The organism is Micrococcus sp. 140720015-1 (assembly GCF_053627595.1).
In genome coordinates this window covers 222,163-246,688 of record NZ_JBSEYC010000002.1, presented here as the reverse complement: position 1 = coordinate 246,688, position 24,526 = coordinate 222,163, and the positions used below count along the sequence as shown (strand labels likewise).

The following is a 24,526-nucleotide window of genomic DNA, read 5'->3' as shown; positions in this document are numbered from 1 at the left end:
GCACCCGTGAGCGCAGCCCAGCCCGTCGTCCTGATCGCCGAGGAACTCTCGCCCGCCACCGTCGAGGCCCTCGGCCCCGACTTCGAGATCCGCCGCACGGACGGCGCCGACCGCTCCCGCCTCCTCGAGGACCTGCGCGACGTCGACGCGGTGCTGATCCGCTCGGCCACCCAGATGGACGCCGAGGCGATCGCCGCCGCGCCGCAGCTGAAGGTCATCGCGCGCGCCGGCGTCGGACTGGACAACGTGGACGTGCCCGCCGCCACCGCAGCCGGCGTCATGGTCGTCAACGCGCCGACGTCGAACATCATCTCCGCCGCCGAGCTCACCTGCGGCCACATCCTGGCCGCCGCCCGCAACATCGCGGCCGCCAACGGCTCGCTGAAGGCGGGGGAGTGGAAGCGTTCGAAGTACACGGGCGTCGAGCTGTACGGCAAGCGGCTGGGCGTGATCGGCCTGGGCCGCATCGGCGCGCTCGTGGCCGAGCGCATGAAGGCGTTCGGCATGGAGATCCTCGCCTACGACCCCTACGTGACCACCGCCCGCGCGCAGCAGCTCGGCGCGAGCCTCGTGGAGCTGGACGAGCTGCTCGAGCGCGCCGACGTGGTCACGATCCACATGCCCAAGACCCCCGAGACGGTCGGCATGATCGGTGATGAGCAGTTCGCCCGCATGAAGGACACCGCGATCATCGTGAACGTGGCCCGCGGCGGCCTCGTGGACGAGGACGCCCTCGCCCGCGCGCTCGAGGCCGGGACCATCGGGGGCGCCGGCATCGACGTCTTCAGCTCCGAGCCGGCCACGGACCTGGCGTTCTTCGCGCACGACTCCGCCGTCGTCACCCCCCACCTGGGCGCCTCGACCGCCGAGGCCCAGGAGAAGGCGGGCGTCGCCGTCGCCGGCTCCGTGCGCCTGGCCCTCTCCGGCGAGCTCGTGCCGGACGCCGTGAACGTGGCCGGCGGCGCGATCCACGAGGACGTGCGCCCCGGCCTGCCGCTGGCCGAGAAGCTGGGCCGTGTGCTCACCGCGCTGGTGGGCGAGCAGTCCATCACAGCCGTCGAGGTCGAGATCGCCGGTGAGATCGCCGAGCACGACGTCTCCGCGATGCGCCTGGCCGCCCTGAAGGGCGTGTTCACGGACATCGTCTCGGACCAGGTCTCCTACGTGAACGCCCCCGTGCTGGCCGAGCAGCGCGGCGTCGAGTGCCGCCTCACCACCACCGCGGTGTCCGAGTCCTACCGCAACACCGTCACGGTGCGCGCCGCGACCGCGCAGGGTGCCCAGACCGCCGTCACCGGCACGCTCACCGGCCCGCGCCAGGTGCAGAAGCTCGTGGGCGTGGACCGGCACGAGCTCGAGGTGCCCCTGGCCGACCACCTGCTCGTGTTCGCCTACCAGGACCGCCCGGGCGTGATCGGCGTCCTGGGCCAGGCCCTCGGGGTGCAGGGCGTGAACATCGCCGGCATGGACGTCTCGCGCGACGACGAGGGCGCCGCCCTGGCCGTGCTGACCCTGGACGGGGCGCTCTCCGGGGACACCGCGGCCACGCTGGCCGCGGCCATCGGCGCCGCCCGTGCGGCCGAGGTGGACCTCTCGGTCTGACCCGTCGACGCCCGGGCGGGCAATGCGGGGCCGGCGTGCGTCGCCCTGTGTTGAGATGGTGTCCATGTCGCGTCCACCCGAGCCCCGCCCCGCACCCGCCCCGACCGCGCACGCCGCAGCGCACCGCCCCGCCACGCCTCCGGGCGTGCAGGGCCGCTGGGCCCGGCGCGCGGTGGGCGGGCTGATCGGCGTCAGCGTCCTGCTCGCCGCCTGGTCGTTCGTCCTCCCCTTCGTGTTCGGGCTCGGCCCCCGGCAGGTGCCGTGGTGGCGCGAGGTCTTCGACGTGAACCACGAGGCCAACCTCACCGCCTGGTGGAGCTCGGGCCTGCTCCTGCTGGGGGCCGCGGGCTTCACCACGGTGGGTCTCGTGCGCCGCGCGCTGGGGGCGGACCGGCGGCGGAGCCTGCTCGCGTGGCTGACCCCCGCGGCCCTGCTGGCGGCCATGAGCCTGGACGAGTCGACGCAGATCCACGAGCGCGCCGGCCGGCTGTGGGCGGCCCTGCCGTTCGCGGGGGAGAACCCGCTGCCCGCGTTCCAGTGGCTCATCCTCGGCGTGCCGGCCGCGATCGTCGTCCTCGGGCTGCTCGCGCTGTGCACCGTCGCCCTGCCCCGCCGGACCCGAGCGCTGACGGTGGCGGGCGGCGCGGTGTTCTTCTTCGGGGCGATCGTCCTCGAGGCGGTGCCGCTCGTCTTCGGGATCGGGCGCAGCACCCTGGCCTACCACGTGGCGACGCACGCGGAGGAGCTGACCGAGATGATCGGGGCATCCGTGCTCGTGGTGGCCCCGTGGGCCCACCTCCACCTGCGGCCGGCGCCGGGCCGTCTGCAGGTGACCGCCGACGGCGTCCCGGACGCCGGCGCGGACGACGTCGTCCTCGGCGCGGGCCCCGGGCCCGCCGGTAGACTCGACGACTGTGACTGACGCCCGCGCCCCGTACTACCTGACCACGGCCATCTCCTACCCGAACGGCGAGCCGCACATCGGCCACGCCTACGAGTACATCGCCTCGGATGCGATGGCCCGCTTCCAGCGGCTCGACGGGCGGGACGTGCGCTTCCTGACCGGCACGGACGAGCACGGCCAGAAGATGGAGCAGACGGCGCAGCGGCAGGGTGTGAGCGCCCTCGAGCTGGCCACGCGCAACGCGGCCGTCTTCAAGGAGATGGACGACGACGTCCTGGACATCTCCTACGACCGCTTCATCCGCACCACGGACACGGACCACGCCGAGGCCGTCCGCGAGATCTGGCGGCGCATGGAGGCCAACGGGGACATCTACCTCGGCTCCTACGCCGGCTGGTACTCCGTGCGCGACGAACGCTACTTCGGCGAGGACGAGACCGAGGTGGGTCAGGACGGCGTGCGCCGCGCCGTCGAGACCGGCACCGAGGTGACGTGGACGGAGGAGGAGTCCTACTTCTTCCGCCTGTCCAAGTACCAGCAGCCGCTGCTGGACCACTACCGCGACCACCCGGACTTCGCCGCCCCCCGGTACCGCTTCAACGAGGTCATCCGCTTCGTGGAGGCCGGGCTCGAGGACCTGTCCATCTCCCGGACCTCCTTCCAGTGGGGCATCGACCTGCCGGCGCCCGCGGACCCCGACGCCGCCGACGCTGACCGGCGCGCCGACCACGTCACCTACGTCTGGGTCGACGCGTTGACGAACTACCTCACCGGCGCGGGCTGGCCCGCCGAGGACCCGGAGGCGTTCGCGCGCTACTGGCCCGCGGACCTGCACGTGATCGGCAAGGACATCTCCCGGTTCCACTGCATCTTCTGGCCCGCGTTCCTCATGTCGGCCGGCCTCGAGCTGCCGCGCCGCGTCATGATCCACGGCTTCCTGAACAACAACGGGGCCAAGATGTCCAAGTCCCTGGGCAACGTGGTGCACCCGCGGGAATGGGTGGCCCGGTACGGCCTGGACGCCATCCGCTTCTTCCTGCTGCGCGAGTTCCCGTTCGGCGCGGACGGCTCCTACAGCCACGAGGCCGTGGTGAGCCGCAAGAACGCGGACCTGGCCAACAACCTCGGCAACCTCGCCCAGCGCTCGCTGTCCATGGTGGCCAAGAACTGCGGCGCCGCCGTGCCCGAGCCGGGCGAGTTCACCGAGGCGGACCGCGCCGTCCTGGCCCAGGTCGACGCCCTGCTGGAGCGCTCCCGGTCCGCGTACGCGGTGCAGGACTTCCACGACGCGCTCGAGGAGACCTGGCGCGTGCTGGGGGAGGTCAACGCCTACTTCGCGGACCAGGCCCCGTGGGTGCTGCGCAAGACGGACGAGCCGCGCATGCGCACGGTGCTGTACGTGACGCTGCAGGCCGTGCGCCGGGTGGCCCTGCTCGCGCAGCCGGTGATGCCCGACTCGGCCTCGCGGCTGCTGGACCTGCTCGGCGTCCCCGCCGAGGGCGACGCCGGCCGCACCGGCGCGTCCGGCACCGGCCCGCGGTCCTTCGCCGCGTTCCACGAGGACCTGGTCCCGGGCACCCCGTTGCCCGCTCCGCAGCCGGTCTTCCCGCGCCACGAGGAGCCCGCCGAGGACTGAGTCCGTCCGGAGGGTGAGACCGGGTGTCACACGATGTGGTCCTCACGCGTGGCCCGCGTAGCCTGAGGGCCATGACCGAGACCACACGCAGCTCCGCAGACCCCTTGGACATCGCCGTCATCGGCGGCGACGGCATCGGCCCCGAGGTCACCGACCAGGCCGCCGCCGTCCTGCAGGCGGCGCTGCGTGCCGAGGGGCGTCCGGACGCCCGGCTCACCCCGTATCCGCTGGGTGCGGAGCACTGGCTCGAGACCGGCGAGGCGCTCACGGACGAGGTCCTCGAGTCCCTGCGCCGCCACGACGCGATCCTGTTCGGGGCCGTCGGCGCCGCGCCCGGGGACGAGCGCATCCCGTCCGGGCTGATCGAGCGCGGCATGCTGCTCAAGCTGCGCTTCGCGCTGGACCACGGCGTGAACCTGCGCCCGGCCACCCTGCTGCCCGGCGCCGTCAGCCCCCTGGCCGCGCCCGGCGAGATCGACTTCACCGTGGTGCGCGAGGGCACCGAGGGGCCGTACGTGGGCAACGGCGGCGCGATCCGCGTGGACACCCCGCACGAGATCGCCACGGAGGTCTCCGTGAACACGGCGTTCGGCGTGCGCCGCGTCGTCGAGGACGCCTTCCGTCGCGCCGACGCGGGCGAGCGCAAGCGCCTCACGCTCGTGCACAAGCACAACGTCCTGGTCCACGCCGGCCACCTGTGGCGCCGCACCGTGGAGTCCGTGGCGGCCGACTTCCCCGCGGTCACCTGGGACTACATGCACGTCGACGCCGCCATGATCTTCCTGGCGACGGACCCGGCCCGCTTCGACGTCATCGTGACGGACAACCTGTTCGGGGACATCATCACGGACCTGGCCGCCGCCGTGACCGGCGGCATCGGGCTCGCGGCCTCCGGCAACATCAACGTCGAGGGCACGGCGCCGTCGATGTTCGAGCCGGTCCACGGCTCCGCCCCGGACATCGCGGGCCAGGGGATCGCCGACCCCGTGGCCGCCATCCTCTCCGCCGCCCTGCTGCTGGAGCATGTGGGCGAGGCCGGCGCGGCGGCGCGCGTGCGCACCGCCGTGTGGGCACACCTGAAGGACCGGGTGGACGGCGCGCGGGGCACCACCGCCGAGGTGGGCGCCGACGTCGTCGCGCGGGTCTGAAGCGCGGGCCCGGCGCGCCGACGCCGGGTCTAGGATGGGGCGACGGCCTGTGGCGTGTGCCACGCGCGGCGCCGTGGCCCCCGCGCGTCGTGCCCGGCACCGGAGCCGTCCCCATCCGCCACCCGTCACGAGGAGTGATCCCACCGTGTCCGAGACCGTGTTCACGCGGCAACCACATCTGTCCCCGATGTCCGATCAGCAGCGCGTCGAGATCCTCCAGGACCCCGGTTTCGGCAACGTCTTCACGGACCACATGGTCTCGATCGACTGGACCTGGGACGAGGACGGCGGCGCGTGGCATGACGCCCGCGTGGAGCCCTACGGCCCGCTGTCCCTGGACCCCTCGGCTGCCGTGCTGCACTACGGCCAGGAGATCTTCGAGGGCCTGAAGGCCTACCGGCACGAGGACGGGTCGGTGTGGACGTTCCGTCCCGAGGCCAATGCCGCCCGCCTGAACCGCTCCGCCCGCCGCCTGGCCCTGCCGGAGCTGCCCGAGGAGCTGTTCCTCGGCTCGCTGCGGGCCCAGCTCGAGGCGGACCAGGCCTGGGTGCCCACCGGCCCGGGCCAGTCCCTCTACCTGCGCCCCTTCATGTTCGCCTCCGAGGCGTTCCTCGGCGTCCGCCCGGCCCGGCAGGTGCGGTACATGGTGATCGCCTCCCCGGCCGGCAACTACTTCGGCGGCGAGCTCAAGCCGGTGACCATCTGGGTCTCGCGTGACTACGCCCGCGCCGGCAAGGGCGGCACGGGCGCGGCCAAGACCGGCGGCAACTACGCCGCCTCGCTGCTGCCCCAGCTGCAGGCCGCGGCGAAGGGCGCCGACCAGGTCGTGTTCCTCGACCAGTACCACGACGACGCGATCGAGGAGCTCGGCGGCATGAACGTGTTCTTCGTGCACGCCGACGGCCGACTCGTCACCCCGGCGCTCACCGGCACGATCCTCGAGGGCGTCACCCGCTCCTCGATCCTCCAGCTCGGCCGGGACATGGGCCTGACCGTCGAGGAGCGTCGCGTCACCCTCGCCGAGTGGGCCGAGGGCGTCCGCTCGGGCGAGATCACCGAGGTCTTCGCGTGCGGCACCGCCGCCGTCGTGACCCCGATCGGCCGTCTGCTCGACGGCGACGACGTGATCGAGTCCGCCGGCGGGACCGACGTGACCCTGAAGGTCCGCGCCGAGCTCGAGGGCATCCAGACCGGGCGCGTCGAGGACCGCCACGGCTGGCTGCACCGCCTCGTCTGACCCCACCCCACGAACGGAGACCCCCGTGAGCTCGCACCGCTCCTCCGCGCCCGCCGAGGGCGCCCCACGCCCGGCCACGGCGCCGGATGACCTCCCGCCCGTCGAGGCCGCGCAGCGCCCCCGCTGGACGCCCCTGAAGATCGCCGTCTGGGTGGTCGTCGCCCTCGTCGGCGGCGTCGCCTGGACCATGCTCGCCCTGCACCGCGGCGAGTCCATCAACGCGATCTGGTTCGTGTTCGCCGCCGTCGCCACCTTCGCGATCGGCTACCGCTTCTACTCGAAGTACGTGGAGCGCATGATCGTCCGCCCGGACGACACCCGCGCCACCCCCGCCGAGTACCGGGCCGACGGCCGGGACTACGTGGCCACCGACCGCCGCGTCCTCTACGGCCACCACTTCGCCGCCATCGCCGGCGCCGGCCCGCTCGTGGGGCCCGTGCTCGCCGCGCAGATGGGCTACCTGCCCGGCACCATCTGGATCATCGTCGGCGTGATCCTCGCCGGCGCCGTCCAGGACTATCTGGTCCTGTTCTTCTCCATGCGCCGCGGCGGCCGCTCGCTCGGCCAGATGGCCCGCGACGAGCTCGGCCGCATCGGCGGCACCGCCGCGATCGTGGCCACCCTGCTGATCATGGTGATCATCACCGCGATCCTCGCCCTCGTGGTGGTCAACGCCCTCGGGGAGTCCCCGTGGGGCGTGTTCTCCGTGGCCCTGACCATCCCGATCGCGATCTTCATGGGCCTGTACCTGCGCTACCTGCGCCCGGGCCGGATCACCGAGGTCTCGATCATCGGCTTCGTGCTGCTCATGGCCGCCATCATCGGCGGCGGCTGGGTCGCCGAGACCGACTGGGGCGTGGCCCTGTTCACCCTGGACCGCGTGACCATCGCGTGGGGCATCATCATCTACGGCTTCGTGGCCGCCGTGCTGCCCGTGTGGCTGCTGCTCGCCCCCCGCGACTACCTCTCCACCTTCATGAAGATCGGCGTGATCGCCGGCCTCGCCGTGGCGATCGTGATCGTGCAGCCGCAGATCACCGCCCCGGCGATCTCCGAGTTCGCCTCGGGCCAGACCGGTCCGGTGTGGCCGGGCTCCCTGTTCCCGTTCCTGTTCGTGACCATCGCGTGCGGCGCCCTGTCCGGCTTCCACGCGCTGATCGCCTCGGGCACGACGCCCAAGATGGTGGAGAAGGAGCGCCAGACCCGCTTCATCGGCTACGGCGGCATGCTCATGGAGGCCTTCGTGGCCATCATGGCGCTCGTGGCGGCCGTGTCCATCGACCGAGGCATCTACTTCGCCATGAACGCCCCCGCCGCGCTCACCGGCGGCACCCCCGAGACGGCGGCCGCCTGGGTGATGAGCCTGGGCCTGGCCGGCGTGGACGTCACCCCCGAGCAGCTCACCGCGCTGGCGAACCTCGTGGGCGAGGACACGGTCGTCTCCCGCACGGGCGGCGCCCCGACGCTCGCCGTCGGGCTCTCGATCATCATGGGCCAACTGATCGGCGGCGAGGCCCTGATGGGCTTCTGGTACCACTTCGCCATCATGTTCGAGGCGCTGTTCATCCTCACCGCCGTGGACGCCGGCACCCGCGTGGCCCGCTTCATGCTCCAGGACTCCCTGGGCAACGTGATCCCGCGCTTCAAGGACACCGGCTGGCGCGTGGGCGCCTGGGTGTGCACCGGCATCATGGTGGCCGCGTGGGGCGCCGTGCTGATCATGGGCGTGACCGACCCGCTGGGCGGCATCAACACGCTGTTCCCGCTGTTCGGCATCGCTAACCAGCTGCTCGCGGCGATCGCGCTCGCCGTCGTCCTGACGATCGTCGCGCGCCGCCGGGACTTCCGGGGCCTGTGGATCGTGGCGCTGCCGCTGGGTTTCATCACCGTGGTGACCACGGTGGCGAGCTTCCAGAAGATCTTCTCGTCGGTCCCGGCGGTGGGCTACTGGGCGCAGCACAACGCGTTCAAGGACGCGCTGGCCTCGGGCGCCACGAGCTTCGGCGCCGCGAAGTCCGTGCCGGCCATGGAGGCCGTGGTCCGGAACACGGCCATCCAGGGCACGCTCTCCGTCGTCTTCCTGGTGCTGGCGCTGATCGTCATCACGACGTCGGTGCTCGCCACGATCCGCGCCTTCCGCTCCACCGAGGTCGTCGACCACGCGGATCCGTACGTGCCCTCGCGGCGCTTCGCCCCGGCCGGGCTGATCGCCACGGCCGAGGAGAAGGAGCTGCAGCGGCAGTGGGACGCGCTGCCGGCGGACCGGCAGCCGGTGCGGGGTCACTGACGTGGCCGATCCGCGCGCGACGCCGGCCGGGCCCTCCACCGCGGAGGGCCCGGCCGGCCCGTCTCGGCCCGGGGTGTGGGCCCGGGCGCGCTGGTGGGTCCGCCAGCTCTCCGGAGAGGGGAAGTACGACGCGTACGTGGCCCACCACCGGGCCCACCACCCGGAGCGCGCGCCGATGAGCGAGCGGGAGTTCTGGCGGGACGAGTACGCCAAGCAGGAGGCGAACCCCGGCAGCCGCTGCTGCTGAGCCGTCGTCCCCTCGCGGGGCCGCGTCGTGCACGCGGTCCCGCCCTGGTCCGAGCTGTCCTGCAGATGGCCGGTATGAGCGCGATCCGCGCGTTCATACCGGCCATCTGCGCGACAGCTCGATGCCGGCGGGCCCTCTCGGTCGGCTCGACTCAGGCGCAGCCGCCCGGAGTCGCCGGCCCCTCGAGGACGGCGCGCAGCGCGGCCGCCGAGCCGGCCAGGTCCAGCGGGGTCCGCAGGGCGGGGAGGTCGATCGTCACGGCGTCGTCCATGCGCCTGGGGATCACGTGCAGGTGGGTGTGCGGCACGTCCTGGCCGGCCTCCCAGCCCTCCGCGAGGTGCAGGGTCACGCCGGGGGAGACCACGCGGCGCAGCACCGCCGCCACCCGGGCGGCGAGGGCGAAGACCTCCGCCCCCTCCTCGGGCGTCACCTCTGAGAAGGACTCCACGTGCCGCCGGGGCACCACGAGCGTGTGGCCGTCGGCGGCCGGGCTCTGGTCCAGGAACGCGAGCGCGAGCGGGCTCTCGGCGACGAGGTGGGCGGGGCCGACGCCGCGGACGACGGCGCAGAACGGGCAGGGGGAGGCCATGCCCGGAGTCTAGGCAGTCGGGCTCGGCCGTGGCGGTCGTGCGTCCACCACTAGGCTGGACCCCATGCGCATCGCACGTTTCGTGGACCAGGCCGAGCCGACCTACGGCGTCGTGGAGGGCCCGGCGGACGCCGACCTCTCCGAGCTGACGATCACCGCCCTCCAAGGCGACCCGTTCTTCCACGGCATCCAGCCCACCTCCACCGTCCACCGGCTCGAGGACGTCCGCCTCGTGGCGCCCATCATCCCGCGCTCGAAGATCGTGGGCGTGGGCCGCAACTGGGCGGACCACGCCAAGGAGCTCGGCAACGAGATCCCGGCCTCCCCGCAGTTCTTCCTCAAGCCCAACACCGCCGTCGTCGGCCCGGACGAGCCGGTCACCCTGCCGTCCTGGTCGGACGAGGTTTCCTACGAGGCCGAGCTCGCCGTGGTGATCGGCACCATCTGCAAGGACGTGCCGGTGAGCCGCGTGGACGACGTCGTGTTCGGGTACACCGTGGGCAACGACCTCACCGCGCGGGACGCCCAGCGCACCGACCTGCAGTGGGCCCGCGCCAAGGGCTTCGACGGCGCCTGCCCGCTGGGCCCGTGGATCGAGACCGAGCTGGACGTGGAGCCGGCCGGCGGCCTGCGCATCACGTCTCGACTCGACGGCGAGACCCGCCAGGACGGCACGACCGCGGACATGGTCTTCGGCGTCCGCGAGCTCGTGGCCGCGGCCTCGGAGATGTTCACCCTCCTGCCCGGCGACGTGATCCTGACCGGCACCCCGGGCGGGGTCGGGACGGTTCAGGAGGGTCAGCGCGTCGAGGCCGAGGTCGAGGGCGTCGGCGTCCTCGGCACCGTCTTCCGCCGCTGACGCAGGCGCCCGACGACGGCGTCCGGGCCCCGCGTAGACTCGGGGCATCATGACTGACGCCACCGCTCCCGTGTCCGAGAACGCCCCCGCCCCCTTCGCCGACGTCCCCCAGGTGGACGCCGAGACCCCCGTGCGCGTGCGCTTCGCCCCCTCGCCCACCGGCACCCCCCACGTGGGGCTGATCCGCACCGTCCTGTTCAACTGGGGCTGGGCGCGGCACACCGGCGGCACCCTCGTGTTCCGCATCGAGGACACGGATGCCAAGCGCGACTCGGAGGAGTCCTACCAGCAGCTGCTCGAGGCGATGCGCTGGCTCGGGATCGACTGGGACGAGGGCGTCGAGGTCGGCGGCCCGCACGAGCCGTACCGTCAGTCCCAGCGCGGGGAGATCTACGCGGACGTGATCGAGAAGCTCAAGGCCGGCGGACACATCTACCCGTCCTACTCGAGCCCCGAGGAGACCGAGGCCCGTCACCGGGCCGCCGGCCGCGACCCCAAGCTCGGCTACGACGGCCACGACCGTGACCTCACGGACGAGCAGATCGCCGCCTTCGAGGCCGAGGGCCGCGCGCCGGTCTGGCGGCTGCGCATGCCGGACGAGGACATCACCTTCACCGACCTGGTGCGCGGGGAGATCACCTTCAAGGCCGGTTCCGTCCCGGACTTCGTGGTGGTCCGCGCGGACGGCTCGCCGCTGTACACCCTCGTGAACCCGGTGGACGACGCGCTCATGGGCATCACCCACGTGCTGCGCGGCGAGGACCTGCTCTCCTCCACTCCGCGTCAGATCGCCCTCTACCGCGCCCTGCACGCGATCGGCGTCGCCCGGTACATGCCGGTGTTCGGCCACCTGCCCTACGTGATGGGCGAGGGCAACAAGAAGCTCTCCAAGCGTGACCCGCAGGCCAACCTGTTCCTGCACCGGGACAACGGCTTCATCCCGGAGGGCCTGCTGAACTACCTCGGCCTGCTGGGCTGGTCCCTCTCCGCGGACGAGGACATCTTCACCCCGCAGCAGTTCGTGGAGCACTTCGACGTGCACAAGGTGCTGGCCAACCCCGCCCGCTTCGACGAGAAGAAGGCGATCGCGATCAACGGCACGCACGTGCGCATGCTCGACGTGGCCGACTTCCGCGACCGTCTCGTGCCCTACCTGCACGCGGCCGGCCTCGTGGGCGAGCACCTGACGGAGCGGGAGATGGAGATCCTCACCGCCGCGGCCCCGCTCGTGCAGGAGCGCGTGCAGCTGCTCGGCGAGGCCGTCGAGATGCTCGCCTTCCTCTTCACGGCGGACCAGGACGTCCAGACCGCCGAGGGCGCCCTCAAGGGCATGCCGGCGGACCTGGGGGCCGCCGTCGCCGCGGCCCGGGAGGCGCTGGCCGCCCTCCCCGAGGACGAGTTCACCACCGAGCGCATCGAGGCGGCGCTGCGGGCGGCCCTCATCGACGGCCTCGGCCTCAAGCCGCGCCAGGCGTTCGGCCCGGTGCGCGTCGCGGTGACCGGCCGCAAGGTGTCTCCGCCACTCTTCGAGTCGCTCGAGATCCTGGGCCGGGACTCCGCGCTCGCCCGCCTGGACCGCTTCGCCGCGGAGCAGGGCCTGGACCAGGACCAGCCCGCCGACGCATGAGCCGGGGCGTGAGCACGACGCCGGCCGGCGGGCCCGCGGGCGCGCCCGCGCCGCCGGCCTGGGACGCCGTCCTCTTCGACCTGGACGACACGCTGCTGGATCTGCGCTCCGCCCAGCACGCCGCGTTCGACGCGACGGTGCGCCGGCAGTGGGCCGGGGCCGCCGACGTCGACCCGGCGGTGCTGGCCGAGGCCACCGAGGCCTTCGCGTCCGACGCCGGCGGCCACTACGGGCGCTACGTGGCCGGGGAGCTGACGTTCGAGGAGCAGCGGCTGGCCCGCGTGGCCGACGCCCTGCGCACGCTCGGCGTGCCCGAGGACGCGGCGACCCCGCTCGACGGCCTGTGGACCACCGACTACGAGGAGGTCGTGCGCGGGCACTGGGCGCTGTTCCCCGCGACCGCCGACGTGCTCGCGGAGGTGCGGGCCGCGGGCCGCGGCGTCGGGATCGTCACGAACAACGTGGAGACCTACCAGCGCGGCAAGGCCGACGCCCTGGGTCTGGAGTGGGTCGAGGTGCTGATCGGCTCGGACACGGCCGGGGCCCCGAAGCCGGACCCGGCCCCCTTCCTGGCGGGCTGCTCCCGCCTGGGCACGGACCCGGGACGCACCCTCATGGTGGGGGACAGCCTGCCTCACGACGTCGAGGGGGCCCGGTCGGCGGGGCTCGTCCCGGTGTGGATGAGCCCCGACGCCCCCGCCCACGGCGGGGCGGAGGAGCCGCTCTGGGACGAGGAGCACGCGTGCTGGCGGATGCGGGCGATCGGCGGGCTGCGGACCTGGCTGGCGGCCTGATCCGCCGATTTTGCACACGCCGTCCGGAGGGTGTAGAGTTCTTACTCGTTGCCGGAGAGATCCGGGAACACCGCGCTCATGAATATGATGCACATCGGTCAGGCATGCTTGACCGGCAGTGGGGTATGGTGTAATTGGCAACACAACGGTTTCTGGTACCGTCATTCTAGGTTCGAGTCCTGGTACCCCAGCGAGTCTTCGGACTCAGTGGACGCGCACGGGTGGAGACGCTCGGACGTGGCGCACGGCCCCATCGTATAGCGGCCTAGTACGCCGCCCTCTCACGGCGGTAACGCGGGTTCAAATCCCGCTGGGGTCACGCAGTCGCCGCCCGGTCCTCGGACCGGACGGCACGGGCGGATGAACGCATCCGCCGCCTGAACAGGAGACGCAGGCGCAGAAGAAGGTCTCCACGGCATCGCTTCCGCGCACGCGGACAGCGCGCTCGGCCCCATCGTATAGCGGCCTAGTACGCCGCCCTCTCACGGCGGTAACGCGGGTTCAAATCCCGCTGGGGTCACCCCGAGTGACAGGAAGCCCGGTCCCTGCGGACCGGGCTTCCGTCGTCTCCGGGCCCCGTCGGCCGGGCCGGTGGGATGGGCGGCTGGCGCGCGCCCGTGAGACGATGGCCCACGTGCCACACACGGATCAGAACGCCCCAGACCTCGGTGTCGACACGGCCGTCCGCCGCGTGCGCGAGCACCTCGCCGCGCTCGAGCTGCCCTTCGAGACCGTCACCGCGGGGCAGGACCGCGCCGAGCGCGAGCGCACCCTGCACCAGATCGACGACTACGTGCTGCCCCGCCTCGACTCGCTCGACGCGCCGCTGCTGGCCGTCGTGGGCGGCTCCACCGGTGCGGGCAAGTCCACGCTGGTGAACGCGCTCGTCGGTCACGAGGTCTCCCGCTCCTCCGCCCTGCGGCCCACCACGCGCCAGCCGCTGCTGCTGCACAACCCCGCCGACGCCTACTGGTTCACGGGCCCGCGGGTGCTGCCCGACCTCGCCCGCGTCAGCGTGCACCGCGATGCGGCCGCCGGCCCCGTCGAACCCGACCAGTCCGCGATGGACACGGTCGCGCTCGTGGCCGAGCCCGCGCTGCCCTCGGGCATCGCCCTCGTGGACGCCCCGGACATCGACTCCGTGGCGGACCAGAACCGCGCGCTGGCCCGGCAGCTCCTCGAGGCCGCCGACCTGTGGATCTTCACGACGACAGCGCACCGCTACGCCGACGCCGTGCCCTGGCAGCTGCTGGACGAGGCCGCCGCCCGCGACATCACCGTGGCCGTCGTGCTCGGCCGCGTGCCCGAGGGCGCGGCGGAGGACATCACCCCGGACCTGCGGCGCATGCTCACCGAGCGCGGCCTCGCCGACGTCCGGATCCACGTGATCCCCGAGACCCGCTTCGACGAGCGCGGCCTGCTCCCGCAAGAGCACGTCGCGGGCCTGCGCGCCTGGCTCGAGACCCTCGCCGCCGACGCCCAGGCGCGCGGCGCCGTCGCCCGCCGGACCGTGGACGGCGTGCTGGGCCAGCTGGCCGCCCGCGTCGCCGACCTGGCCCGCGCCGAGGAGGAGCAGCGGCACGCCGCGGACCTGCTCGCCCGGATCGTGGGGGACTCCACGGACCAGGCCGTCGGCCGGGTCCGTGAGGCCACCTCGGACGGCACGCTGCTGCGCGGCGAGGTGCTCTCCCGCTGGCAGGACTTTGTCGGCACGGGGGAGTTCTTCCGCGGCGTCGAGACCACGATCGGCCGGCTGCGGGACCGCCTCGGCGCCCTCGTGCGCGGACGCCCGGCCCCGCCCGAAGAGGTCGAGACCGCCCTGGAGACCGGCCTGCACGCCGTGATGGTCGAGGCGGCCGCCGCGGCCGCCGAGCAGATCGAGCGACGCTGGGCGTCCGAGCCGGCGGGCCGGGCCCTGGTGGCCGGGCGCGACCTGGGCGCCCTGACGCCGGACGCGTCGGCGCGGGCGGCCGACGTCGTGCGGGACTGGCAGTCGGACGTGCTGGCGCTGATCCAGGAGGAGGGCGCGGGCAAGCGCACGCGCGCCCGCCTGGCGGCCACGGGCGTGAACGGCGCGGCCGTGGCCCTCATGGTCATCTCGTTCGCCTCCACCGGCGGACTCGCGGGCATCGAGGTCGGCATCGCCGGCGGCGCCGCCGTCGTCGGTCAGAAGCTGCTCGAGTCGATCTTCGGCGAGGACGCCGTGCGCCGCATGGCCCGGCGTGCCGATGAGCTGCTCGAGCGCCGCGTGCGGGCCTTCCTCGAGACCGAGCTCGCAAACCGCTTCCTGCCGCTGCTCCACCTCGAGCGCGAGCCGCAGGCCACCGAGGAGCTGCGCGCCCTCGTGCCGGTGCTGCGCCGCGGGGTGGCCGCCGGCGTCGACGGCCCGACCGGGTCCGAGCACGCCCCGTCCGCCGCCGAGGCGGGGGAGGAGCCCCGATGAGCCGCCGCGACACCCCCGCCCTGGCCCCCCGCCTGGACGCCCTCGGCGAGGCCGCCGAGCTGGCCGCGGGTCGTCTGCCCGAGGACGTCGTGGCCGGGGCCGACGCCGCCGTGCGCGCGGCCGGGGAGCGCCAGGCACTCTCCGCGGAGCACACCGTGGTCGGGTTCTTCGGGGCGACGGGCTCCGGCAAGTCCTCCCTGTTCAATGCGCTCACCGGCCGCGACCTGGCCCGCGTGGCCGCCACCCGGCCCACCACGTCCGAGCCGCTCGCCGCGGTCTGGGGCGTGGGCCGGGGACAGGGTCTGGACCCGGACGAGGAGCACGGCGACGGCACCGGCGAGGGCGGCGGCGCGGCCGCCCTGCTCGACTGGCTCGGCGTGCGCCGCCGCCACCTGCTGGACGAGGCGCCCGTGCTCGACGACGGTCGCCCCGGCTTCCTCGGCTTCGGCCGCCGTGACGGCGCCGACGCCACCGGCCTGATCCTGCTGGACCTGCCGGACATCGACTCGGTCGAGCGGGGCAACCGTGAGATCACCTCCCGGCTGGCCGGCCACGTGGACGTGCTGGTGTGGGTCGTGGACCCGGAGAAGTACGCGGACGCCGTGCTGCACCGCGAGTTCCTGGCGACCATGGGCTCGCACGCGGCCGTGACCCTCGTGCTGCTCAACCAGGTGGACCGGCTCTCGGTGCGTGACCGGGACGTCGTGCTGGCCTCGCTGCGCCGGATGCTCTCGGGGCACGGCCTCGGCGACGTCCGGGTGCTGCCCGTGTCAGCGCGCACGGGGGAGGGCCTCGAGGAGGTCGGCCGGCAGGTCGCGGCGATCGTCGCCCAGCGCGGCGCGGCCGCCGAGCGGCTGGGCGCGGACGTCGCGGCCCGTGCCGCGGACCTCGCCGCCGCCTCGGGCGAGGGCGAGCCGGCCGGCGTCGGGGCCGGGGACGAGCAGCGGCTCGGGCGCGAGCTGGCCGTGGCCGGCGGCGTGCCGGCCGTCGTCCGGGCGGTCGAGGGCTCGTACCGGCTGCGCTCGGCCAAGCGCACCAGCTGGCCCGTGCTGCGCTGGATGCACTCCTTCCGCGCGGACCCCCTGCGGCGCCTGCACCTGATGCCCGAGTGCGCCGCCCCCCGCCGCGACCGGGACGAGGTCGCCCGCGACCCCGCGCTGCACCGCACCTCCCTGCCCGAGCGCTCGGGCACCCAGCGGGCCGTCGTCGACGGCGCGGTCCGCACGCTGGCCGCCGCGGCCGGCGCGGGGGCCTCCGAACCCTGGGCCGCCGCCATCCGCCGCGCGGGCCGGGAGCACGCCGAGGAGCTCCCCGGCGCCGTGGACCAGGCGATCGCCGCCACCGACCTCGGGGCCGGCCGGGGCAGCTGGTGGCACCCCGTGTTCGACGTGCTGCAGTGGCTCGCCCTCCTCACCGCCGTCGTCGGCGCCGGCTGGCTGGGCGTCCTCGCCCTGGCCGGGTACCTGCAGTTCCCCCTGCCGCCCGCGCCCACGGTCGAGGGCTTCCCCCTCCCGACGCTGCTGCTCGTCGGCGGCCTCGCGCTCGGTGTGCTGCTGGCTCTGCTGGCGATCCCCCTGACCCGGTGGACCGCCGCGGCGCGGGGACGCCGCGCGCGCCGCCGCCTCGAGGAGGCGACCACCGACGTCGGCCGGCGGCTCGTCGTCGACCCGGTGCGTGCCGAGGTGGACCGCTTCCACGCCTTCCGCGGCGCCCTCGCCCGGGCCTCCGGCGTCCCGGTCCGGCGCGGCCGCCGATGACGGTGCGCGACCCCGCGGCTGCGGCGGGGGCGACCGTCGGCGACCTCACGGAGGCCGAGCTGCTCGAGGTCGTCCTGACCGGGCTCGCTCCCGCGGTCCGGGACGGCCACTGGCCCGCCGGCACCGTCGCCCCGGGTGACGACGCCGCCCTCGTGCCGGCGCCCCGCGGCGGGACGCTCATCTCCACGGACGCGATGGGGGAGGGCACGGACTTCCTGCACCGCTGGCCCGCCGGCCCCCGCACCCGCGGCCACGACGCCGGCTGGAAGGCCGTCGCCCAGAACCTCTCGGACGTCAACGCGATGGGCGGGACCGCCTCCGCGCTCGTCACCGCCCTCACCCTGCCGCCGACGACGCCGGTCGCCTGGGTGCGGTCGTTCACCGCGGGCATCGTGGGCGCGGTGCGTCACCTCGGCGCGCCGGACTGCCGGGTGGCCGGGGGCGACCTGGGCACCGGCGGACGGGTCCACGCCGCGGTGACGGTGCTCGGGGACCCGCACCCCGGCGGCGTGCTGCGCCGCGCGCCGGCCGCGGCGGACCGGGACCGCGTGCTCGCCGAGGGCGCCGACCTCGTCCATGCCCAGGCGGTGCCGGGGAGTCCCCGGGCCGCCGCGCCTTCGGGGCCGGGGTGGGCCGCCGCCGGGCTCGCCCTGCTGCTCACCGACCGCGCGGAGCTGGAGCGACGGGCGGACGCCCTCGCCGCCGCCGACCGGCCGTCACCGCGGGAACTCGCCCGCGCCGTCCGGGCCCAGCTGCGACCGCGCCCGCCGCTGGCCCTCGGGCCCGCCGCGGTGACGGCCGGCCTGCTCACCCTCATGGACGTCTCCGACGGGCTGGGCAAGGACGCGCACCGCATGGCGGCCGCCACCGGCGGGGCCGGTCCCGCGCCGGCACCGTGGCTGGACGAGGTCTGGCTGGCGGAGGCCGCCGCACCCCTGCGCCGCGTGGCCGCCCTGGCCGGGACGAGCCCGGAGGCGCTCGTGACCGGCGGGGGCGAGGACTACGGTCTCCTGGGGCTGGCGCGGCCCGAGACCGAGCTGCCCCGGGGGTTCACGCGGATCGGCCGGCTCGTGCCGGCCGGGGCCCGGCCGCCGACCGGGCACCGGCCCCTGCCCGAGTCCGGCTGGGACCCGTTCGCCGGCTGAGCGCCCGGGCCGGGGTCCGCGGGCGGGTCAGGCCGCGCGGAGGAGTCGCTCCGGGTCGAAGCGGTGGCCGAGGCCGATGACGTCCCACCCGTGCTCGCGCCATGCGGCGACGTCCAGGACGTTGCGCCCGTCGATCAGCAGGCGGGAGGTCACGCGTGAACCCACCGCGTCCGGATCCATCTCGCGGAACTGGCGCCACTCGGTCAGCAGCAGGGTCAGCTCGGCGCCGTCCACGGCCGCCTCGAGCGAGTCCACGTAGTCGAGCCGCGGGAAGCGGGCGGCCGCGTTGACGTTGCCCTCCGGGTCGTACACCCGGACGTCGGCGCCGGCCGTGTAGAGACGGTTGGCGACGTCGAGGGCGGGGGAGTCCCGCACGTCGTCGGAGTCCGGTTTGAACGTGACGCCCAGTACGGCGATCCGCGTGCCGTTGAGCACCTGCACGCTCGCGGGGGTGGGGGCGGTCCCGGAGGCCTCGGCCCGGCGGACGCGGCCGTCGCGGGCCGCGGAGAGCACCTGCACCGCCAGGTCCACCACGCGGTCACGGCGGCGCAGGTTGATGTCGTCCACCTCCGCCAGGAACCGCATGGTCCGGTCCAGGCCCAGCTCGGAGACGCGCGCCTGGAGCGCGCGGATGTCCTTGGGCAGGCAGCCGCCCCCGAAGCCCACGCCCGCATTGAGGAACCGGCGTCCGATCCGCGCGTCGTGGCCGATCGCGTCCGCGAGGGTGCCGATGTCCCCGCCCACGTTCTCGGTGATCTCCGAGAACGCGTTGATGAACGAGATCTTCGTGGCCAGGAAGGCGTTCGCGGCCACCTTCACCAGCTCGGCCGTCTCGAGGTCCGTGCTGATCCACGGGGTGTCGGCCGCGAGCTGCCGCGCGTAGACGCGGCGCAGGATGCCCTCGGCGCGGGGCCCGTGCGTACCGATGACGAGGCGGTCCGGGGTGAGCGTGTCCTTGACCGCGAAGCCCTCCCGCAGGAACTCGGGGTTCCAGGCGAGCTCGACCTCGCCCGGCAGTCCGGCCTCCGCGCGCACGGTGCGCACGAGCTCGGCCAGGCGGCGCGCCGTGCCCACGGGCACGGTCGACTTGCCGACGATCAGCGCGTCGCGGTCGATCGCCGCGGCGAGGGAGGCGACGGCGGCGTCCACGTAGCTCAGGTCCGCCGCGGTCTCGCCCACCTTCTGCGGGGTGCCGACGCCGATGAAGTGGACGTCCGCCCAGCGGGCCGCCTCCGCGACGTCGGTGGTGAAGCGCAGCCGCCCGGAGGCGACGTGGGTGCGCAGCAGCTCGGGCAGGCCGGGTTCGTGGAAGGGCACCTCGCCGCGGGCCAGGCGCTCGATCTTGGCCGGGTCCACGTCCACGCCGAGGACCTCGAAGCCCAGCTCGGCCATGCAGGCGGCGTGCGTGGCGCCCAGATAGCCCGTGCCGATCACGGACAGCCGCGGCGCGGCCTCCTGCTCGGCGGGGGCGGCGGGCGCGGTCGTCTCGGTCACGGCGGACTCCTCGGTGGTGCGGGGGCGGCGGTCGGGGACCTGGCTGACGCTAGGCCCCGCGGGTGAACGCGGGAAGAACGGGGTGTCTCGGCGGCGCGTCCCGTCGGTGGCGTGGGCGGGCCTCAGGCCTCGCCGGCGCGGATGAGCTCGGTGAGCCGCGTCGCGGCGGAGACGACGGCGTCCGCGTGCAGCCGGCCCGGCTGGCGGGAGAGCCGCTCGAGGGGGCCGGAGATCGAGACCGCCGCGATGACGCGGCCGCTGGGACCGCGCACCGGCGCCGACACCGAGGCGACCCCGGGCTCGCGCTCGGCCAGGGACTGGGCCCAGCCGCGCCGCCGCACCGCCGCGAGGACGGTGGGTGTGAACACGGCGCCGGCCAGCCCCTCGACGAGCCGCTCGTGGTCCTCCCAGGCCAGGAGCACCTGCGCGGCGGAGCCGGCCTTCATGGACATGCGGGCGCCCACGGGGATGGTGTCGCGCAGGCCCCAGGGCCGCTCCGCGCTGGCCACGCACACGCGGGAGTCCGCCTGCCGACGGAACACCTGGGCGCTCTCGCCCGTGGCGTCGCGCAGCCACAGCAGCACCGGACCGGAGGCCGTGGTGAGCCGGTCCTCGCCGGCGGCGGAGGCGAGCTCGGCCAGGCGGGTGCCCAGCACGTAGCGGCCCTGCAGGTCCTTGCCCACCATGCGGTGGTGCGTGAGGGCGGCCGCGAGCCGGTGCAGCGTGGGCCGTGCGATCCCGGTGGCGGTGACGAGCTGGGCGAGCGTGGCCGGGCCGGACTCGAGCGCGTCGAGGATCGCCACCGACTTGTCCACCACGCCGACGCCGCTGGGATGCCGGTGGAGCGAGGGGCCGATGAGGTCGTCCTCGGTGGGCGGGCGCACGGGCTCGGTGGTCATGGGGTGATCGTAGTCGTCTCACTGCGCGGACGGAGCGGGGGTGTCGGCGTGCGTCACGTGCGACCGGGCCGGCCGGCACTGCGTCCGGCATGTGAGATGAAATCTCACGATATGGAATATCGCGCCGCGTGGTCGAGAACGGCCCCGCCGCGCCCCACAGTGGTCCGTGAGCACCGGCGCCCCGCGCCGGGCGACGACCGACAGGTGCGTGAGCAGGAAGGTGCGGCACATGACGACGGCGACGACGCGGCCCAGGACGCTGGCCGAGAAGGTCTGGGACGAGCACGTGGTGGTGCGCGGCGAGGGCGAGGGCGCCTCCCGCACCCCCGACCTGCTCTACATCGACCTGCACCTCGTGCACGAGGTGACGAGCCCGCAGGCCTTCGAGGGGCTGCGTCTGGCCGGGCGTCCGGTGCGTCGGCCCGACCTGACCATCGCCACGGAGGACCACAACACCCCGACGCTGGACATCGACCAGCCGATCGCTGATCCCACCTCGCGCACGCAGATCGAGACCCTGCGGGCCAACTGCGCCGAGTTCGGCGTCCGCCTACACCCGTTGGGCGACGCCGAGCAGGGCATCGTCCACGTCGTCGGCCCCCAGCTGGGCCTGACCCAGCCCGGCCTCACCGTGGTCTGCGGCGACTCCCACACCTCCACCCACGGCGCGTTCGGCGCCCTGGCGTTCGGCATCGGCACCTCCGAGGTCGAGCACGTCCTGGCCACCCAGACCCTGCCGCTGAAGCCCTTCAAGACCATGGCGGTCACCGTGGACGGCACGCTGCGCCCGGGTGTGACGGCCAAGGACATCATCCTCGCGGTCATCGCGAAGATCGGCACGGGCGGGGGCCAGGGCTTCGTGCTCGAGTACCGCGGTGAGGCCATCCGGAACCTCTCCATGGAGGGCCGGATGACCATCTGCAACATGTCCATCGAAGCCGGCGCCCGCGCCGGCATGGTCGCCCCGGACGAGACCACCTTCGCCTACCTGAAGGGACGGCCCCACGCCCCCGAGGGCGCCGACTGGGACGCCGCCGTCGAGCACTGGCGCACCCTCGCCACGGACGAGGGCGCGGAGTTCGACGCCGAGGTGGTCATCGACGCGGACACGCTCGAGCCGTTCGTCACGTGGGGCACCAATCCGGGTCAGGGCGTGAGCCTGAACGACACCGTCCCCGCGCCCGAGGACTTCGCCGACCCGGTGGCCCAGGAGGCGGCCCGCAAGGCGCTGTCCTACATGGACCTGGCCCCCGGCACCCCGATGAAGCAGGTCGAGGTCGACACCGTGTTCATGGGCTCGTGCACCAACTCCCGCATCGAGGACCTGCGGGCATTCGCCGAGGTCGTCCGGGGCCGGCGCAAGGCCGAGGGGCTGCGCGTCATGGTCGTGCCAGGCTCGGCGCGCGTGCGTCTGCAGGCCATGGACGAGGGCCTGGACAGGGTGTTCGAGGACTTCGGGGCCGAGTGGCGGTTCGCCGGCTGCTCCATGTGCCTGGGCATGAACCCGGACCAGCTCTCCCCGGGGGAGCGCTGCGCGTCCACCTCGAACCGCAACTTCGAGGGCCGGCAGGGCAAGGGCGGGCGCACCCACCTGGTGTCCCCGGTGGTCGCCGCGGCCACCGCCGTGCTGGGCCGCCTCGCCAGCCCGTCCGACCTGCCCGCCCTCACCCCCCAGGAGGCCTGAGCCATGGAGAAGTTCACCACCCACACCGGCGTCGGCGTGCCGCTGCGCGCCTCGAACGTGGACACGGACCAGATCATCCCGGCCGTGTACCTCAAGCGGATCTCCCGCACGGGCTTCGAGGACGCCCTGTTCGCCGGCTGGCGCCAGGACCCCGACTTCATCCTGAACACCGAGCCGTTCAGCGGGGGCACCGTGCTCGTGGCGGGCTCGGACTTCGGCACCGGCTCCTCGCGCGAACACGCCGTGTGGGCGCTCAAGGACTACGGCTTCCGCGCCGTGATCTCCCCGCGCTTCGCGGACATCTTCCGCGGCAACTCCGCCAAGCAGGGGCTCGTCGCGGCCCAGGTGGAGCAGGAGGACGTCGAGCGCATCTGGAAGGAGCTGGAGAACCGTCCCGGGACCCCGGTCACCGTGGACCTCGTCACACGCACCGTCGAGTGCGGGGATGTGACCGCCCCCTTCCAGATCGACGACGACACCCGTCACCGCCTGCTCGAGGGCCTGGACGACATCGCCGTCACCCTGGGGCACCAGGCCGAGATCGACGCCTACGAGGCGGACCGCCCCGCGTACAAGCCCACCACCCTGCCGGCCCGCACGGCCGGCTGACCGGCCGGCGCCGGGACCGCACCAGTGCCGCGCGTGCCCGGCGACGCCCTATGCTGGGAGGCGATTCCGGGACCGCCCGCCGCACGCGGCGGGCGGTCCCGTTCAGAGACCTCCCCGCTCCGGCGGGAGTGGCCGAGACCGTGGCCCTGCGGCCGCGCTGAGGAAGGACGCGCATGGCGAAGCTCTTGACCATCCATGGCGGCAAGCCGCTGACCGGTGAGGTGACCGTGCGCGGCGCCAAGAACCTGGTGCCCAAGGCCATGGTGGCCGCCCTGCTCGGCAACTCGCCGTCCGTGCTCCGGAACATCCCCGAGATCAAGGATGTGGACGTCGTCAGCTCCCTCCTCGAGATCCACGGCGTGTCCGTGGAGTGGGACAAGGAGACCGGGCGGATCACGATGGACCCGGCCGGGGTGAAGTCGGCCCTGACCGCCGAGATCGACGCCCACGCCGGCGACTCGCGCATCCCGATCCTCTTCTGCGGCCCGCTCATGCACGCGATCGGGGAGGCCTTCATCCCCGACCTCGGCGGCTGCAAGATCGGCGACCGCCCGATCGACTACCACCTGGCCGTGCTGCGCAACTTCGGCGCCGTCGTGGACAAGCGCCCGGGCGGCATCTCCATCTCCGCCCCCAAGGGCCTGCACGGCGCCAAGCTCGAGCTGCCCTACCCCTCCGTCGGAGCCACCGAGCAGGTGCTGCTGACCGCCGTGAAGGCCGAGGGCATCACCGAGCTCAAGGGCGCCGCCGTCGAGCCGGAGATCCACGACCTCATCGCCGTCCTGCAGAAGATGGGCGCGATCATCACCGTGCAGACGGACCGCACCATCCGCATCGAGGGCGTGAGCGAGATGCGCGGCTACAACCACATCGCCCTGCCCGACCGCAACGAGTCCGCCTCGTGGGCCTCCGCCGCCCTGGCCACCGGCGGGGACATCTACGTCCGCGGCGCCGAGCAGCGCGACCTGACGGCGTTCCTGAACACCTACCGCAAGATCGGCGGCGAGTTCGACGTCGTCGACGACGGCATCCGGTTCTGGCACGCCGGCGGCGATCTCAACCCGCTCGTGCTCGAGACGGACGTGCACCCCGGCTTCATGACCGACTGGCAGCAGCCCCTCGTGGTGGCGCTGACCCAGGCCAAGGGGGTCTCCATCGTGCACGAGACCGTGTACGAGAACCGCTTCGGCTTCACCGACGCCCTCGTGCGGATGGGCGCCTCCATCCAGCTGCACCGCGAGTGCCTCGGCTCCGTGCCGTGCCGCTTCGGTCAGCGCAACTTCCTGCACTCGGCCGTGATCTCCGGCCCGACGCCGCTGCACGGCGTCGAGTTCGACATCCCGGACCTGCGCGGCGGCTTCTCCCACCTGATCGCCGCCCTCACCGCCGAGGGCACCTCCACGGCGACGGGCCTGGAGATCATCAACCGCGGCTACGAGCACTTCATGGCGAAGCTCGAGGGCCTCGGCGCCGACGTCGAGCTGACCGAACGCGACCGGTGAGCGGCGTGGACGCCCAGAGCCCTGCCGCCGCGGGGGGTCGTCCCACGCGTGCCGCGCGCGCCG

At 73.9% G+C, this 24,526-nt stretch carries 19 protein-coding genes and 3 tRNA genes; 19 read left to right on the top strand and 3 right to left on the bottom strand.

The genetic code is table 11. The features are described from left to right. Window positions 1-6: 6 nt before the first annotated feature. The 7 genes from serA to ACUXPL_RS04385 all read left to right on the top strand — a co-directional run bounded on the left by serA (window position 7) and on the right by ACUXPL_RS04385 (window position 9,061). On the top strand, window positions 7-1,602 hold the full coding sequence (gene serA / locus ACUXPL_RS04415) for a phosphoglycerate dehydrogenase (protein WP_454182171.1): 1,596 nt from the start codon (window positions 7-9) through the stop codon (window positions 1,600-1,602). Between the two features lie 64 nt (window positions 1,603-1,666). Then, window positions 1,667-2,524 (top strand): hypothetical protein, encoded by an 858-nt coding sequence (locus ACUXPL_RS04410; protein WP_454182169.1) that lies wholly within the window; start codon window positions 1,667-1,669, stop codon window positions 2,522-2,524. After that, window positions 2,517-4,142 carry a methionine--tRNA ligase gene (gene metG / locus ACUXPL_RS04405; protein WP_454182167.1) on the top strand — a complete coding sequence of 542 codons (1,626 nt, stop codon included), beginning with the start codon at window positions 2,517-2,519 and terminating at the stop codon, window positions 4,140-4,142. The genes ACUXPL_RS04410 and metG overlap by 8 nt, the downstream gene beginning before the upstream one ends. A gap of 71 nt (window positions 4,143-4,213) precedes the next feature. Further along, a complete protein-coding gene (locus ACUXPL_RS04400) occupies window positions 4,214-5,290 on the top strand; it encodes a 3-isopropylmalate dehydrogenase (RefSeq protein ID WP_180537291.1) in 1,077 nt (358 codons plus the stop codon). A 187-nt stretch (window positions 5,291-5,477) separates the two neighbouring features. Continuing rightward, window positions 5,478-6,527, top strand: coding sequence for a branched-chain amino acid aminotransferase (locus tag ACUXPL_RS04395; protein WP_420826605.1), 1,050 nt, complete (start codon window positions 5,478-5,480; stop codon window positions 6,525-6,527). 25 nt (window positions 6,528-6,552) lie between these two features. Further along, window positions 6,553-8,814, top strand: coding sequence for a carbon starvation CstA family protein (locus ACUXPL_RS04390; RefSeq protein WP_454182165.1), 2,262 nt, complete (start codon window positions 6,553-6,555; stop codon window positions 8,812-8,814). 1 nt (window position 8,815) lies between these two features. After that, complete coding sequence (locus ACUXPL_RS04385) at window positions 8,816-9,061, top strand: YbdD/YjiX family protein (protein WP_454182163.1); 246 nt, start codon at window positions 8,816-8,818, stop codon at window positions 9,059-9,061. 151 nt (window positions 9,062-9,212) lie between these two features. Here ACUXPL_RS04385 and ACUXPL_RS04380 read toward each other — a convergent pair whose 3' ends face one another. Continuing rightward, window positions 9,213-9,650 carry an HIT family protein gene (locus ACUXPL_RS04380; RefSeq protein WP_454182161.1) on the bottom strand — a complete coding sequence of 146 codons (438 nt, stop codon included), beginning with the start codon at window positions 9,648-9,650 and terminating at the stop codon, window positions 9,213-9,215. A gap of 64 nt (window positions 9,651-9,714) precedes the next feature. On the opposite strand from ACUXPL_RS04380, the gene ACUXPL_RS04375 reads away from it, so the two are divergent. From ACUXPL_RS04375 to ACUXPL_RS04335, 9 genes are all read left to right on the top strand, one after another. Then, on the top strand, window positions 9,715-10,509 hold the full coding sequence (locus ACUXPL_RS04375) for a fumarylacetoacetate hydrolase family protein (protein ID WP_454182159.1): 795 nt from the start codon (window positions 9,715-9,717) through the stop codon (window positions 10,507-10,509). Between the two features lie 49 nt (window positions 10,510-10,558). After that, the gene (gltX, locus tag ACUXPL_RS04370) at window positions 10,559-12,136 is read left to right on the top strand and encodes a glutamate--tRNA ligase (protein ID WP_454182157.1); all 1,578 of its coding nucleotides are present in this window, start codon (window positions 10,559-10,561) and stop codon (window positions 12,134-12,136) included. Between the two features lie 8 nt (window positions 12,137-12,144). Further along, window positions 12,145-12,930 (top strand): HAD family hydrolase, encoded by a 786-nt coding sequence (locus ACUXPL_RS04365; RefSeq protein WP_454182155.1) that lies wholly within the window; start codon window positions 12,145-12,147, stop codon window positions 12,928-12,930. Window positions 12,931-13,049: 119 nt separating this feature from the next. Next, window positions 13,050-13,121, top strand: a tRNA-Gln gene (locus ACUXPL_RS04360). Window positions 13,122-13,176: 55 nt separating this feature from the next. Next, window positions 13,177-13,249: transfer RNA gene (locus ACUXPL_RS04355), tRNA-Glu, on the top strand. Between the two features lie 128 nt (window positions 13,250-13,377). Beyond that, window positions 13,378-13,450, top strand: a tRNA-Glu gene (locus tag ACUXPL_RS04350). Window positions 13,451-13,564: 114 nt separating this feature from the next. Next, the gene (locus ACUXPL_RS04345; protein ID WP_454182153.1) at window positions 13,565-15,373 is read left to right on the top strand and encodes a dynamin family protein; all 1,809 of its coding nucleotides are present in this window, start codon (window positions 13,565-13,567) and stop codon (window positions 15,371-15,373) included. Next, window positions 15,370-17,130, top strand: a complete 1,761-nt coding sequence (locus tag ACUXPL_RS04340) for a GTPase (RefSeq protein WP_454182151.1) — start codon at window positions 15,370-15,372, stop codon at window positions 17,128-17,130. The genes ACUXPL_RS04345 and ACUXPL_RS04340 overlap by 4 nt, the downstream gene beginning before the upstream one ends. Continuing rightward, complete coding sequence (locus tag ACUXPL_RS04335) at window positions 17,127-18,275, top strand: thiamine-phosphate kinase (RefSeq protein ID WP_454182149.1); 1,149 nt, start codon at window positions 17,127-17,129, stop codon at window positions 18,273-18,275. The genes ACUXPL_RS04340 and ACUXPL_RS04335 overlap by 4 nt, the downstream gene beginning before the upstream one ends. 27 nt (window positions 18,276-18,302) lie before the next feature. Here the strand turns inward: ACUXPL_RS04335 and ACUXPL_RS04330 are convergent, their stop codons facing one another. Next, window positions 18,303-19,769, bottom strand: a complete 1,467-nt coding sequence (locus ACUXPL_RS04330) for a UDP-glucose dehydrogenase family protein (protein ID WP_454182147.1) — start codon at window positions 19,767-19,769, stop codon at window positions 18,303-18,305. 122 nt (window positions 19,770-19,891) lie between these two features. Continuing rightward, the gene (locus tag ACUXPL_RS04325) at window positions 19,892-20,668 is read right to left on the bottom strand and encodes an IclR family transcriptional regulator (RefSeq protein ID WP_002856418.1); all 777 of its coding nucleotides are present in this window, start codon (window positions 20,666-20,668) and stop codon (window positions 19,892-19,894) included. A 229-nt stretch (window positions 20,669-20,897) separates the two neighbouring features. Between ACUXPL_RS04325 and leuC the strand changes: the two genes are divergently transcribed. From leuC to murA, 3 genes are all read left to right on the top strand, one after another. Continuing rightward, on the top strand, window positions 20,898-22,352 hold the full coding sequence (gene leuC, locus ACUXPL_RS04320) for a 3-isopropylmalate dehydratase large subunit (RefSeq protein ID WP_060973445.1): 1,455 nt from the start codon (window positions 20,898-20,900) through the stop codon (window positions 22,350-22,352). A gap of 3 nt (window positions 22,353-22,355) precedes the next feature. Continuing rightward, window positions 22,356-22,961: a 3-isopropylmalate dehydratase small subunit gene (leuD, locus tag ACUXPL_RS04315; RefSeq protein WP_036338085.1), complete on the top strand. Its 606-nt coding sequence runs from the start codon at window positions 22,356-22,358 to the stop codon at window positions 22,959-22,961. 173 nt (window positions 22,962-23,134) lie between these two features. Next, the gene (murA, locus tag ACUXPL_RS04310; protein ID WP_180537317.1) at window positions 23,135-24,463 is read left to right on the top strand and encodes a UDP-N-acetylglucosamine 1-carboxyvinyltransferase; all 1,329 of its coding nucleotides are present in this window, start codon (window positions 23,135-23,137) and stop codon (window positions 24,461-24,463) included. Window positions 24,464-24,526 lie beyond the last annotated feature (63 nt).